We start from the raw sequence: 12,897 nt of genomic DNA on the forward strand, positions 1-12,897 counted from the left end.
TAAATGGATTATTCGGCTCATTGAATGAGCCGATTGTGCAAGCTATTCGGCTCAGCGTCCAGTCAGGTGGTGTCGTCCTGGTTGTTCATCTTGCTCCGCATGCCTCATTCGGTGCTGTCGGAGGCTGATAGTTTTGCCCGTACGGTGGTTTACTTCGGCGACAGCCAGACGATCTTCCCGGACCACGGTGCCAAGGAAATGAGCGAAGGGCTGAGGAAGAAAATAATCAAAGACTTGGGGCTCAAGGATTGAGATCCGGCCCTGCTAGAGGTGGCGAGCTATGTTTGACTATCCCGTGACCGTGCATCATGAGGCAGGCAGCGTGTGGGTCAGCTGTGATGACGTGCCCGAGTTGGCCAGTGCAGGGGATACGGAAGAGGAAGCGCTGCTGGATGCCATCGATGGCCTTGAGACGGCCTTGTCGATGTATGTGGAGCGCAAAGTACCGATTCCGCTTCCCTCGCGAGCTGCGCCAGGCCAGCCAGTGGTGTGCTTGCCTGCGCTTACTGCAGCCAAGGCTGCCCTCTGGAATGCCATGCAGGCACAGGGCGTGAACAAGGCCGAAATGGCTCGCCGGCTGGGGGTGAACCGTCCTCAGGTGGACCGCTTGGTGGATCTGCTGCACCGCTCGAAGATCGAGCAGGTAGAGCACGCGCTGGCGGTACTGGGCCAGCGGATTGCGCTGACAGTTATTGCGGCCTGATGGCGCAGGTTCCTGGCCCATCTCTCAAAGATTCTGCATCGTCCGGCACTTGGGAAAAGTCGAGCAGCCCCAGAACTGCTGCCCTGCTTTCGGGCCTGATTTCAACGTACGGATCACCAAGGCGCTGCCGCATTTGGGGCATTGCCGCTCTGCCGTTGGGTCGCTGCGCCGCTTGAGGTTCTGCACGTGCTCGCGGTGGGTGGCGTATGTCGGCGTGCGGCGCCCGGTTTGGAGGGTATTCAGCATGGCTTCGACTTCGGTCGTACTGAACACTGGTTGCCGGAATGACTTGATGTAGCGGATAAAACCGATGCCCTGGGTGACGTTGGCCGGCACTTCGGTTTTGAAGGTACTGCCGCCGACGAAGGTGATGACCGAATGCAGGTGCTCGGGGTTGACGCCAAGGGTGGCTTCCAGGGCCTTGAGGTGCTTGTAGTTCTGCCGCAGCGGGCTCTGGAATTTGAAGGTGCGTTTGTAGATCTTCTGCGTCCACTGCGCCTGCTTCTCGTTGCCGAAGATCCATCCGCTCATGTTCTTCGTTTCCAGCACGAAGATGCCGTAGGGCGAGAGGAATACGTGGTCGATCTGGGTGGTGCCGTCTGGCGTGCTCAGGGTGACATTGTGCAGGCGGCGGTAGGTCTGCTTGTCCAACTGCCAGTGGGCAAACAGCCGCACCAGGAGTTCGCCGATGTGGCCCTTGGCCCACGGCGACTTGAGCAGGCCGATCAGCAGTATCAGCGGGATGAACCAGGCGGCAGTGCCCCAGACCTGAGCAATGATGGGGGTGAAGTCCATTTCTTGACCTTCGGTGATCCTTTGATTGTGCGGATATTACCGAAAGTAAGCACGAAGGACTTCAAGGGCACGCTGGCGTAACGGTGCTGTACCGTTTTCGTACCTTGGGACCAAAGCGATGATCCAGATACCACGGCTGTAGAAAGCACAAAGCCGCGCAGTGCGCGGCTTTGAAGGTGGTGGGCCCACACGGACTCGAACCGTGGACCAAAGGATTATGAGTCCTCTGCTCTAACCGACTGAGCTATAGGCCCCCAGAAGGCCGGCGGATTATACCGGCGTCCCTTGCGCGGTGCCAATCGGATGCAGTGGGGTGAGGAAGCGGGCTGCGAACTGTTCCGCAGGCAGGGGCGGGCTGAGGGCGTAGCCCTGGACCTGGTCGCAGCCTTCTTCGGCGAGGAAGCGTTCCTGTTCTTCGCGTTCCACGCCTTCGGCGATGATGGTCAGGTTCATGCTGCGGCCCAGGGCGATGATGGCGCGGGCGATGGCGGCGTCGTGCGGGTCGTCCGGCAGGCCGTGGACGAAGGACTGGTCGATCTTGAGGATGTCCAGCGGCAGTTGCTTGAGGTAGCTGAGCGAGGAGTAGCCGGTGCCGAAGTCGTCGATGGCCAGTTGCACGCCCAGGCGCTTCAGGGCGTGCAGGGTGGTCAGGGCCTCGTCGGTCTGGTGCATCAGGAAGTTCTCGGTGATCTCCAGTTGCAGCCTGGGGGCGTGCAGGTTATAGCGCTGCAGCAGCTCGCGCACCTGGTCGACCACGTCGTGCTGGTAGAGTTGGGCGCCGGCCAGGTTCACCGACAGCGGGCCGAAGGCGGCGTGGCTCTGTTGCCAGCGGCTCATCTGCCGGCAGGCTTCTTCCAGTACCCAGGTGCCCAGGGGCAGGATCAGCCCGGTTTCCTCGGCTAGGGGGATGAAGCGGTCCGGGGGGATGGCGCCGTACTTGGGGTGGCTCCAGCGGATCAGCGCTTCGGCGCCGACCAGCGCGCCGGTATCCAGGGCCTGCTTGGGCTGGTAGTACAGCTGCAGCTGGTGGGTTTCCAGGGCGCGGCGCAGTTCGTGTTCCAGGGCCACGCGTTCGTTGGCCTGGAAGGTCAGCTCGCGGGTGTAGAACTCGACGCGGTTGCGGCCTTGGGCCTTGGCCCGGTACATGGCCGCGTCGGCGTTCTTCACCAGGGTGGCGACGTCCTTGCCGTCCACCGGGAACAGGCTGATGCCGATGCTGGCGCTGACGAAGAATTCCTTGTCGTCGGCGACGAAGGCGTGGCTGAAGCAGTTCAGCAGTTTTTTCGCCACGTGTTCGGCGTCGGCGCTCTGGTGCAGGCCGGGCAGCAGGATGATGAATTCGTCGCCGCCCTGGCGGGCTACGGTGTCGATGTCGCGCAGCTGTTCGCGCAGGCGCCGGGCGATGGATTTCAGCAGTTGGTCGCCGACCGGGTGGCCGAGGCTGTCGTTGATGTGCTTGAAGCGGTCCAGGTCGAGGAACAGCACGGCGCCCAGCTGCTGTTCTTCCTGGCTTTCCTTCAGGGCGGAGGTCAGGCGCGATTCGAACAGCAGGCGGTTGGGCAGGCCGGTGAGCGGGTCGTGGTGGGCCTGGTAGTCGAGGCGGGCCTGGGCGTACTTGAGCGTGGAGATGTCGGCGAAGACGCCGACGAAGTGGCTGGTTTCGCCGTTGTTGCCCCGCACGGCGCTGATGGTCAGCCATTCCGGGTAGAGTTCGCCGCTCTTGCGCCGGTTCCAGATCTCGCCCTGCCAGTGGCCTTCGGCGTTGAGGTGGTGCCACATGGCGACGTAGAAGCTGCTGTCGTGCTGCCCCGAGGCCAGCAGGCGCGGCGATTGGCCCAGCACTTCGTCCTCGCCGTAGCCGGTGATTTCGCTGAAGGCGCGGTTGACCGCGATCATGCGCTGGCTGGCGTCGGTGATCATCACGCCTTCGGCGGTGCTTTCGAACACGGTGGCGGCCAGGGTGAGCTTTTCCTGCATCTGCTGGCGTTCGGTGATGTCGCGGGCGATGGTCAGCAGGCAGTCTTCGCCGCTGATGACGATGTGGTGCGCCGAGAGTTCGCAGAGCCGGGCGGCGCCTTCGCGGGTGCGGATGAAGGCGGTGAAATCCTGCACCGTCGAGCGTTCGCGGATCATCTGCAGCAGGCGCTCGCGGTCCTGCGGGTCGGCCCACAGGCCCAGTTCCAGGGTCGAGCGCTCGCTGGCGCTCTCGCGGCCGTAGCCGGTGATGCGGGTGAAGCCTTCGTTGGCCTCCAGCAGCAGGCCGTCGCGGATGCGGGTGATGAGCATGCCGTCGGGGGAGGCGTGGAAGGCCTTGGCGAATTTTTCCTCGGAGGCGCGCAGTTGCTCCTGGGTCTGCTTGAGCTGGGAGATGTTGCGCGCCACCACCACCAGGGCGGGCGTGTCGTCCAGGGCCACGCGCTGGGCCGAGAGCAGGGCGGTGAAGCGGCTGCCGTCGCGGCGGCGCAGGCTGATCTCGATGTTGTTGAGGTTCTCGCCCTGCAGGCGTTCGAGCATGCGCGGGCCCATGCCCGGTTCGCTCCAGATGTTCAGCTCGGTGGCGGTCTTGCCCAGGGCTTCGCTGGCGGGGATGCCGACCTGCTGTTCGAAGGTGCTGTTCACCGCCAGCAGGCGCCCGTCGATGCGCCGGGCGAGGACGATGATGTCCGGGCAGTGGTGGAACACCGAGGCGAACTTCTGCTCGGACAGGCGCAGCGCCTGCTCGGTGCGCTTGGCCTCGGTGATGTCGATCATCAGGCCGCGCAGGATGAGTTCGTCGCCGTGGCGGATGAGGGTGACGATGTCGCGTATCCACACCACGCGGCCATCGGCGGCGAGCATCCGGTAGTCCAGGCTGTGGTTGCGCCCGGCCCGGCTTTCCGAGAAGCAGAAGCTCATGGCCTGTTCGGCATCGGCCGGGTGCAGGGTGCGCTGCCAGAAGCCCGGCTGCAGCCATTCGTGCTGCGGGTAGCCCAGCAGTTCCTGGGCGTGGGGCGAGACGTAGGTGAAGCGGTTTTCCGACAGGCGCATTTCCCAGGCGATGGCGGCCATGCTCTCGACCAGGCCGCGGAAGTGCTGCTCGCTGTCGCGCAGGGCCTGTTCGAGCCTCACTCGCCGCGCCACTTCGCCGCGCAGGCGGCGGTTCATCGCTACCAGGATGGCGACTATCGCCAGGCTCACCAGCAGGGCCGGCAGGCCGATGCTCAGCAGGTGGTGCGACCAGGCCGGGCGGTTGTCCAGCAGGCCGCCGACCCAGGGTGTCTGCAGGGCTTCGACTTCGTCGCTGCTGAGTTCGGCGAAGAGCTTGTCGAGGATGCCGGCGAGCATCGCGTCGCTGCGCGGCACCGCCATGGCCAGTTGGTAGCGATAGGGCGTTTCGCCGCTGATCTGGATGCCTTCGAGCTTGAGCTGGCGCAGGCTCCAGACGCTGGAGGCGAAGTCGCCGACGAAGGCGTCGACCTGCCCGGTGGCCAGGGCCTGCAGGGCCGCCGCGACGCTCGGCAGGGGCAGCAGGTTGAGGTCCGGGTGCTTGGCGATCAGCAGTTCATGGGGCGCGTAGTGGTCGACCACGCCGACCTTCAGGCCGTACAGCTCGCGCAGGTTTTCCGGGTTGGGGCCATCCTTGCGGGCGAGGATGACGATGGGGAAGTCCAGGTAGGGGCGGGTGAAGGTCAGGTATTCGCTGCGTTCGGGCGTGGCCATGATGCCCGGCAGCAGGTCGACCTGGCCGTTGCGCGCCTGTTGCAGGACTTCGTTCCAGCTGCTCGGTTCGCTGGGCTGCATGCCGACCTGCAGGCGGTCGCTGATCAGTTGCACGTAGCTGGCGGCGAGCCCCTGGTAGCGGCCCTGGTCGTCGCGGAACTCGAAGGGCGGCCAGGAGGCGTCCACGCCCAGGCGCAGCTGCGGGTGCTGGCGCAGCCAGGCCTGTTCTTCCGGCGTTAGGGTGAGCGCCTGCGCCTGGAGGACCCAGCATGCCAAGCACAACAGAAGAGCCTGCAGACGCGGCATGGGAGCCTCGGACCCGGGGAGTGGATATGCCGAAGTGTAGTCGGGCCCCGGCCGCTCCAGTAGCCCCCTGCCAGTATCCCTGAAAGAAAAACCCCCGGGCTGTGCCGGGGGTTCTTCGATCACTCGTCGAGGAAGGAGCGCAGGTGCTCGCTTCGCGACGGGTGGCGCAGCTTGCGCAGCGCCTTGGCTTCGATCTGGCGGATACGCTCGCGGGTCACATCGAACTGCTTGCCGACTTCCTCGAGGGTGTGGTCGGTGTTCATGTCGATGCCGAAGCGCATGCGCAGCACCTTGGCTTCCCGGGCGGTGAGGCCGGCGAGGACTTCGCGGGTGGCTTCCTTGAGGCTCTCGCTGGTCGCCACTTCGATGGGCGACTGCATGGTGGAGTCCTCGATGAAGTCGCCCAGGTGCGAGTCTTCGTCGTCACCGATCGGGGTTTCCATGGAGATCGGTTCCTTGGCGATCTTCAGGACCTTGCGGATCTTGTCTTCCGGCATGTCCATGCGTTCGCCCAGCTCTTCCGGGGTCGGTTCGCGGCCCATTTCCTGCAGCATCTGGCGGGAAATGCGGTTGAGCTTGTTGATGGTCTCGATCATGTGCACCGGGATACGGATGGTGCGCGCCTGGTCGGCGATCGAGCGGGTGATCGCCTGGCGGATCCACCAGGTGGCGTAGGTCGAGAACTTGTAGCCGCGGCGGTATTCGAACTTGTCCACCGCCTTCATCAGGCCGATGTTGCCTTCCTGGATCAGGTCGAGGAACTGCAGGCCGCGGTTGGTGTACTTCTTGGCGATGGAGATCACCAGACGCAGGTTCGCCTCGACCATTTCCTTCTTGGCGCGGCGGGCCTTGGCCTCGCCGATGGACATGGCGCGGTTGACGTCCTTGATCTCGGAGACCTTGAGGTCGACGTTGCTTTCCAGCGCGGACAGCTTCTGCTGGTTGCGGATGACGTCGTCCTTCACGCGCTCCAGGGCTTCGGCGTACTTCGGCTTGGCCTTGAGCACGCTGTCGACCCAGGCTTCGTCGGTTTCCCGGCCGGGGAACAGGCGCAGGAAATCGGCGCGCGGCATGCGGGCGTCACGCACGCACAGTTGCATGATGGCGCGTTCCTGGCGGCGCACCTGGTCCAGGGCGTCGCGCACGCGGGTGACCAGGGCGTCGAACTGCTTGGGCACCAGCTTGATCGGCATGAACAGCTCGGCCAGGGCGAGCATTTCCGCATCGGCCTGCTTGCTGCCGCGGCCGTGCTTCTTCAGCGCCTTCTTGGTCTTGTCCAGCTGGTCGGCGACCAGGCCGAAGCGGCGCGCGGCCTCTTCCGGGTCCGGACCGCCGTCGCCTTCGTCTTCGCTGTCGTCGTCGGACTCCTCGTCCTCTTCCTCGTCATCCTTGGCCTTGGCGTCGCCGCCCTTGTCCTTGAGGTCGAGTTCGACTTCCTCGGCGGGAACCGAGCCGTCGTCCGGGTCGATGTAGCCGCTGAGGATGTCGGACAGGCGGCCGCCTTCGCTGACCACCCGCTGGTATTCGTCGAGGATGCCGTCCACCGCGCCAGGGAACTGGGCGATGGCGCTCATGACTTCGCGGATGCCTTCCTCGATGCGTTTGGCGATTTCGATCTCGCCTTCGCGGGTCAGCAGTTCCACGGTGCCCATTTCGCGCATGTACATGCGCACCGGGTCAGTGGTGCGGCCGACGTCGCTCTCCACCGCGGCCAGGGCGGCGGCGGCCTCTTCGGCTGCGGCTTCGTCGGTATCGGTTTCGGCCAGCAACAGGGCATCCGCATCCGGGGCTGTCTCGAATACGTTGATCCCCATGTCGTTGATCATGCGGATGATGTCTTCCACCTGTTCCGGATCGGAAATATCCTCCGGCAGGTGGTCGTTGACCTCCGCGTAAGTCAGGTAGCCCTGCTCACGACCACGGCTGATCAACTCTTTGAGACGAGATTGCTGTTGCGCTTTTCCGGACATAACACCCTATCCACTGAAGGTCTTGGCGGGCTGAAATAAGCCGAGGATTATACCAGCTTCGAGGCTTCAGGCGCCAGTTCAGCTCTGGGGGCCTGGTGAAGAGGCATTGCTGAAGTGTTCCCTCAATAGAGCTTTCTCTTCGTCAGTCAGTTCACTGGGGCTCTTCTGCATCACGCTGCGCAGCCGCGCCTCGCGGCTGTTGTGCAGTTGACTGTGTGCAAGTGTAGTAATGGTGTCGCAGAACTGCTTTTCAAGATTGCCCTGGTCGATCAGCCATTCCTTTTCCGCCAGGGCCTGCAGCAGGCGTCCTTGCGGGGTGCCGTGCCAGCGCGCGATCAGTTGCATCGAGCGCTGCTTCGGGTTCTTCTGCAGCGCTTCGACGAGCGCTGCCAGCAGCTGCGAGTAGGTCTGCCCTTCGTTGGCGAAATGGCTGGCGTCCTCGACCTTCTGCGCCAGCTGCGGGTGGTGCAGCAGGGTGCGCAGCGCAGTCAGGGTGGGCGATTCGACGCTGATCTCGGTGCGCGGCTGGCGCGGGGCGAAGTCGCCGCGCTTGCCGCCCTTGCCACCTTTGCCGTCCCATTTGCGCTCGCCCTTCCAGGGCTTCTTGCCCGCTTTGCCGCCAGCGAAATCCGACGGCGCCTCGAAATAGCTGGCGCTGTCCTGGTAGCTGGGCTCGCCGTGATCGGCGAAGTGGCCTACATCGTAGTCGCTGTATTCATGCGCGTGGCTGTCCGGGGCGACGCTTGGCGTGGCTTGGCCGTGCCCTTGGCCACTACTGCTTGAGCGTGGCGCGTTCAGGTGGTTGAGCGCCTCGCCGCTCAGGCCGGTGAGCTGGCCCAGGCGCTGGCGCATCAGCAGGCGCAGGGTGTTGCCGGGGATCTTCTCCAGCAGCGGGCCGGCCAGGGTCGCCAGGTGCGCCTTGCCTTCCAGGGTGCTGGGGTCGGCTTCCTGCATCAGTTGCTGGAAGAAGTAGTCGGCCAGCGGCTGGGCTTGCTGCACCAGGCGCGCACGGAAGGCGTCGGGGCCTTCGGCGCGGACCAGGCTGTCCGGGTCCTCGCCCTCGGGGAGGAACAGGAAGCGGATCTTGCGGCCGTCCTGCAGGTTCGGCAGGGCCGATTCCAGGGCGCGCCAGGCGGCCTTGCGTCCGGCCTGGTCGCCGTCGAAGCAGAACAGGATGTTCGGCACCAGGCGGAACAGGCGCTTGATGTGTTCCTCGCTGGTGGCGGTGCCGAGGGTGGCCACGGCGTTGCGGATGCCCTGTTGCGCCAGGGCGATCACGTCCATGTAGCCTTCCACCACCATGATTTCGTCGAGGTCGCGGTTGTTCTTGCGCGCCTCGAACAGCCCGTAGAGTTCCTGGCCCTTGTGGAATACCGGGGTTTCCGGGGAGTTCAGGTACTTGGGCTTGTCGTCGCCCAGCACCCGGCCGCCGAAGGCGATCACCCGCCCGCGGCTGTCGCGGATGGGGAAGATCACCCGGTCGCGGAAGCGGTCGTAGCGCTTGCCGCTGTCGGGGTTCTCCACCAGCAGACCGGCGTCGAGCATGGCCTTGAGCTGCAGGTTGTCGCCGCCCAGGTGCTTGAGCAGGTTGTCCCAGCCCGGCGGGGCGAAGCCCAGGCCGAAGTCGCGGGCGATCTCGCCGGTCAGGCCGCGGCCCTTGAGGTATTCCACCGCGGCCTTGCGCGCCGGGTGGCTCTTCAGCGCCTGGCGATAGTAGTCGGCGGCGGCGCTCAGCAGCGGGTACAGCGGCGAGTCGGTCGGCTGCCGCGGCTTGCCGCGCCGGCCTTCCTCGCGGGGGATGTCCATGCCGGCGCGCTTGGCCAGGTCCTCCACGGCCTGGACGAAGTCCAGGTTGTCGTGGTCCATGATGAAGCCCAGCGCGTTGCCGCCGGCGCCGCAGCCGAAGCAGTAGTAGAACTGTTTGTCGGGGCTGACGGTGAAGGAGGGTGTCTTCTCCTTGTGGAACGGGCAGCAGGCGCTGTAGTTCTTGCCGGTCTTCTTCAGCTGGATGCGCGAGCTCACCACATCGAGGATGTCGGTGCGGTTGAGCAGGTCATCGATGAAGGATTGCGGAATCAGGCCGGCCATAGACTCGTCGGGACGCAGGATGGACCCAGGCATACACCCAAGGCTGGCTTGGAGTATGGCATTTCATGGGGCGTGAAAAGCAAAAAACTCCGAGCTTCGCCAGGTGCGAATCGGAGTGCGGTGTAGCTTTTCAGGCACTCGCCCGGCGAGTGGGCCGGGCGATGTGCAGAGCGTGCGGCTGAGTCGAACTCAGTACAGACGCTCGCGGCGGCGCTGTTCGCGCTGCACTTTCTTGGCGTGACGCTTGACGGCGGCAGCGGCCTTGCGCTTGCGCTCGGCGGTGGGCTTCTCGTAGAACTCGCGGCTACGGACTTCAGCCAGTACACCGGCTTTTTCGCAGGAGCGCTTGAAACGACGCAGGGCTACGTCGAAGGGTTCGTTCTCTTTAACTTTGACGGCGGGCATCCAGGTCGTACCTTCAATGATTACCGGGGATTTATCGCGCTCCTGGCAGTAGGCACTGGAGACGGCGGTTTTCAAGGGTTGCGGATATTAACGGTTCGGGCTCAGGAATGCAAAGCCTCCGATCGAAAAACGCTGGTCGGTACCCGCAGCGGGCGATTATCATGCGCCGCTTCCCATTTGCCCAGAGTTGAAGGCTCGAACCCATGCGTGTGCTGGGGTTGGAAACCTCCTGCGACGAAACCGGCGTCGCCCTCTACGACAGCGAACACGGCCTGCTGGCCGATGCGCTGTTCAGTCAGATAGACCTGCATCGCGTCTACGGCGGGGTCGTGCCCGAGCTGGCCTCGCGCGACCACGTCAAGCGCATGCTGCCGCTCATCCGCCAGGTGCTCGACGAGGCCGGCTGCCAGAGCGGCGGCATCGACGCCATCGCCTACACCGCCGGCCCCGGCCTGGTGGGCGCGCTGCTGGTCGGCGCCTCCTGCGCCCAGGCCCTGGCGTTCGCCTGGGGCATACCGGCGGTCGGCGTGCACCACATGGAAGGCCACCTGCTGGCGCCCATGCTGGAAGAGCAGCCGCCGCAGTTCCCGTTCGTCGCCCTGCTGGTCTCCGGCGGCCACACCCAACTGGTGCGGGTAGACGGCATCGGCCGCTACCAACTGCTCGGCGAGTCCCTGGACGACGCCGCCGGCGAGGCCTTCGACAAGACCGCCAAGCTGCTCGGCCTGGGCTACCCCGGTGGCCCGGAGATCGCCCGCCTGGCGGAACAAGGCACGCCGGGGCGCTTCGTCTTCCCGCGGCCGATGACCGACCGTCCGGGCCTGGACTTCAGCTTCAGCGGCCTGAAGACCTTCGCCCTGAACACCTGGCAGCGTTGCCGGGAGGCGGGCGACGACGGCGAGCAGACGCGCTGCGACATCGCCCTGGCGTTCCAACAGGCGGTGGTCGAGACGCTGACCATCAAGTGCCGCCGCGCCCTCAAGCAGACCGGCCTGAAGAACCTGGTGATCGCCGGCGGGGTGAGCGCCAACCGCGCCCTGCGCGAGCACCTGCAGAAGATGCTCGGCGAACTCCGCGGCCAGGTGTTCTATGCCCGCCCGCGGTTCTGCACCGACAACGGCGCGATGATCGCCTACGCCGGCTGCCAGCGCCTGCTGGCCGGCCAGCACGACGGCCCGGCGATCGACGTGCGCGCGCGCTGGCCGATGGAGTCGCTGCCGGCGGTATAAAAAGATGGCTGCAAGCGACAGGCGGCAAGCTGCCAGCGGCGTGTCGCCACTTTTCGCTTGCAGCTTGTCGCTGGTGGCTTGAAGCTCCCTGCCCTAGAAATGCCGTTCGCGCCCGGCCACCAGGTCGCGCAGGTTGCCGCGGTGGCGCCAGACGATCAGCCCGGTCAGCACCGTCATCGGCAGCAGCGCCGCCGGCAGTTGCCAGGCCAGCAGCGGCAGGGTGAGCGGAGTGGCGACCAGCGAGGCGAGCGAGCTGGTGCGCGAGAGCCTGAAGGTGAGCAGCCAGGCCACCGCGGCGAGCAGCGCGGCCGGCGGGTAGAGCGCCAGGAGCATGCCGGCGGCGGTGGCCACGCCCTTGCCGCCGCGGAAGTTGAAGTACAGCGGGTAGAGGTGGCCGATCACCGCCGCCACGCCGACCCAGGCCTCCTGCATCGCGCCCAGGCCGAACAGGCGGGCGACGAGCACCGGCACCAGGCCCTTGGCCAGGTCGCCGACGAGGGTGAGGATGGCGGCCTTCTTCCCGGCCAGGCGCAGCATGTTGGTGGCGCCGGGGTTGCCGGAGCCGCCGGCGCGCGGGTCGGCGGTGCCGAAGAGGCGACTGAGGAGTACCGCGAAGGACAGCGAGCCGAGCAGGTAGGCGAGGATCGCCAAGAGCCAGACCATGGTTTCCACCGGGGACGAGACTGTCCCCGATTCTAGCGGGGTGGCGTACGCTTGTCGTGCACTGGCCTTGGAGCAGCAGTAAGTGGACAGAGTTTTTATCGAGGGCCTGGAAGTGGACACCGTGATCGGCGTCTACGACTGGGAGCGGGGGATACGCCAGTGCCTGCGTCTGGACCTGGACCTGGGCTGGGACATCCGCCCGGCGGCGGCCGACGACGACATCGCCAAGGCGCTGGACTACGCGGTGCTCTCCGAGCGCATCGGCGAGTTCGCCCGTGACGCGCACTTCCAGTTGGTGGAAACCTTCGCCGAGCGCCTGGCCGCGCTGCTGATGGGCGAATTCGGCATCCGCTGGCTGCGCCTGCGGGTGACCAAGCCGGGGGCGGTCGCCGCTGCCGCCGGCGTTGGCGTGGAGATCGAACGCGGATGCCGCTGACCACCGTTTTCCTCGGCCTGGGGAGCAACATCGAGCGCGAGCGTCATCTGCACGCCGGGCTCGAGGCGCTCACCGGCTTCGTCCGCAACCTGCGCTGCTCGCCGGTGTTCGAAAGCGAGCCGGTGGGCATCCGCAGCGGCCCCTTCATCAACCTGGTGGTGACCGGCGAGACCGAGCTGCCGCTGGCCGAGCTGAGCCTGCGCCTGAAGCACATCGAGGCCGACAATGGCCGCTATGCGCCGGAGCGCAAGGGCCTGCCGCTGGACATCGACGTGCTGCTCTATGGCGACCTGCACGGCGAGTTCGACGGCCTGGTGCTGCCGCGCGCAGAGGTGCTGAAGAACGCCTTCGTGCTCTGGCCCCTGGCGCTGCTGGCGCCCGATGTGCGTCATCCGGGCGCCGGGCGTGATTTCGCCAGCCTATGGGCCGAGGCGGACATCGACCAGCGCCTGTGGCCGGTGCCCTTCCAGTGGCGCGGCGCCGAGCTGACGCCGGCGGAATTGATCGCGGCGCACCCGGCGGCCTGATCCCGTCTGCCTTTCGTAGGAGCGAGCTTGCTCGCGAACCTTGGCCTTGCTCGGTGCCGGGGCTGTTCGCGAGCAA

At 65.7% G+C, this 12,897-nt stretch carries 11 protein-coding genes and 1 tRNA gene; 5 read left to right on the top strand and 7 right to left on the bottom strand.

Going from position 1 to position 12,897, the window contains the following annotated elements; all coding sequences use genetic code 11:
* Positions 1-24: 24 nt before the first annotated feature.
* Positions 25-252 (top strand): type II toxin-antitoxin system HicA family toxin, encoded by a 228-nt coding sequence (locus QSJ95_RS05720; RefSeq protein WP_285640717.1) that lies wholly within the window; start codon positions 25-27, stop codon positions 250-252.
* A gap of 28 nt (positions 253-280) precedes the next feature.
* Positions 281-703, top strand: coding sequence for a helix-turn-helix domain-containing protein (locus tag QSJ95_RS05725; RefSeq protein ID WP_058073289.1), 423 nt, complete (start codon positions 281-283; stop codon positions 701-703).
* A gap of 24 nt (positions 704-727) precedes the next feature.
* On the opposite strand, the gene QSJ95_RS05730 is transcribed toward QSJ95_RS05725, so the two are convergent.
* The 6 genes from QSJ95_RS05730 to rpsU form a co-directional block, all read right to left on the bottom strand.
* Positions 728-1,498, bottom strand: a complete 771-nt coding sequence (locus QSJ95_RS05730) for a nuclease-related domain-containing protein (RefSeq protein ID WP_285640721.1) — start codon at positions 1,496-1,498, stop codon at positions 728-730.
* A gap of 177 nt (positions 1,499-1,675) precedes the next feature.
* Positions 1,676-1,752, bottom strand: a tRNA-Ile gene (locus tag QSJ95_RS05735).
* Positions 1,753-1,768: 16 nt separating this feature from the next.
* Entirely contained in the window at positions 1,769-5,503 is a 3,735-nt protein-coding gene (locus tag QSJ95_RS05740) for a bifunctional diguanylate cyclase/phosphodiesterase (protein WP_285640723.1), read from the bottom strand.
* Between the two features lie 119 nt (positions 5,504-5,622).
* Positions 5,623-7,473: an RNA polymerase sigma factor RpoD gene (rpoD, locus tag QSJ95_RS05745; RefSeq protein WP_009615539.1), complete on the bottom strand. Its 1,851-nt coding sequence runs from the start codon at positions 7,471-7,473 to the stop codon at positions 5,623-5,625.
* A gap of 78 nt (positions 7,474-7,551) precedes the next feature.
* Positions 7,552-9,561 carry a DNA primase gene (gene dnaG, locus QSJ95_RS05750; RefSeq protein ID WP_285640729.1) on the bottom strand — a complete coding sequence of 670 codons (2,010 nt, stop codon included), beginning with the start codon at positions 9,559-9,561 and terminating at the stop codon, positions 7,552-7,554.
* A gap of 189 nt (positions 9,562-9,750) precedes the next feature.
* A complete protein-coding gene (gene rpsU, locus QSJ95_RS05755) occupies positions 9,751-9,966 on the bottom strand; it encodes a 30S ribosomal protein S21 (RefSeq protein WP_003085057.1) in 216 nt (71 codons plus the stop codon).
* 203 nt (positions 9,967-10,169) lie between these two features.
* Here rpsU and tsaD point away from each other — a divergent pair, with 203 nt between their 5' ends.
* The gene (gene tsaD / locus QSJ95_RS05760; protein ID WP_061560564.1) at positions 10,170-11,195 is read left to right on the top strand and encodes a tRNA (adenosine(37)-N6)-threonylcarbamoyltransferase complex transferase subunit TsaD; all 1,026 of its coding nucleotides are present in this window, start codon (positions 10,170-10,172) and stop codon (positions 11,193-11,195) included.
* A 93-nt stretch (positions 11,196-11,288) separates the two neighbouring features.
* Here the strand turns inward: tsaD and plsY are convergent, their stop codons facing one another.
* On the bottom strand, positions 11,289-11,858 hold the full coding sequence (gene plsY / locus QSJ95_RS05765) for a glycerol-3-phosphate 1-O-acyltransferase PlsY (RefSeq protein ID WP_058487631.1): 570 nt from the start codon (positions 11,856-11,858) through the stop codon (positions 11,289-11,291).
* Positions 11,859-11,940: 82 nt separating this feature from the next.
* Between plsY and folB the strand changes: the two genes are divergently transcribed.
* Together folB and folK are read left to right on the top strand one after the other, a co-directional pair.
* On the top strand, positions 11,941-12,294 hold the full coding sequence (gene folB / locus QSJ95_RS05770) for a dihydroneopterin aldolase (protein ID WP_009615564.1): 354 nt from the start codon (positions 11,941-11,943) through the stop codon (positions 12,292-12,294).
* The gene (folK, locus tag QSJ95_RS05775; RefSeq protein ID WP_061560565.1) at positions 12,285-12,821 is read left to right on the top strand and encodes a 2-amino-4-hydroxy-6-hydroxymethyldihydropteridine diphosphokinase; all 537 of its coding nucleotides are present in this window, start codon (positions 12,285-12,287) and stop codon (positions 12,819-12,821) included. Before folB ends, folK begins: the two co-directional genes overlap by 10 nt.
* Positions 12,822-12,897 lie beyond the last annotated feature (76 nt).

It is taken from the genome of Pseudomonas sp. NBRC 100443, assembly GCF_030268185.1.
Classification (GTDB): domain Bacteria; phylum Pseudomonadota; class Gammaproteobacteria; order Pseudomonadales; family Pseudomonadaceae; genus Pseudomonas; species Pseudomonas citronellolis.

Bases quoted from the DNA above. Each gene is read 5' to 3' on its own strand.
- rpoD (WP_009615539.1), bottom strand. From the start codon at position 7,473: ATGTCCGGAAAAGCGCAACAGCAATCTCGTCTCAAAGAGTTGATCAGC.
- QSJ95_RS05740 (WP_285640723.1), bottom strand. From the start codon at position 5,503: ATGCCGCGTCTGCAGGCTCTTCTGTTGTGCTTGGCATGCTGGGTCCTC.
- QSJ95_RS05725 (WP_058073289.1), top strand. From the start codon at position 281: ATGTTTGACTATCCCGTGACCGTGCATCATGAGGCAGGCAGCGTGTGG.
- plsY (WP_058487631.1), bottom strand. From the start codon at position 11,858: ATGGTCTGGCTCTTGGCGATCCTCGCCTACCTGCTCGGCTCGCTGTCC.
- rpsU (WP_003085057.1), bottom strand. From the start codon at position 9,966: ATGCCCGCCGTCAAAGTTAAAGAGAACGAACCCTTCGACGTAGCCCTG.
- dnaG (WP_285640729.1), bottom strand. From the start codon at position 9,561: ATGGCCGGCCTGATTCCGCAATCCTTCATCGATGACCTGCTCAACCGC.
- QSJ95_RS05730 (WP_285640721.1), bottom strand. From the start codon at position 1,498: ATGGACTTCACCCCCATCATTGCTCAGGTCTGGGGCACTGCCGCCTGG.
- folK (WP_061560565.1), top strand. From the start codon at position 12,285: ATGCCGCTGACCACCGTTTTCCTCGGCCTGGGGAGCAACATCGAGCGC.
- QSJ95_RS05720 (WP_285640717.1), top strand. From the start codon at position 25: ATGAGCCGATTGTGCAAGCTATTCGGCTCAGCGTCCAGTCAGGTGGTG.
- tsaD (WP_061560564.1), top strand. From the start codon at position 10,170: ATGCGTGTGCTGGGGTTGGAAACCTCCTGCGACGAAACCGGCGTCGCC.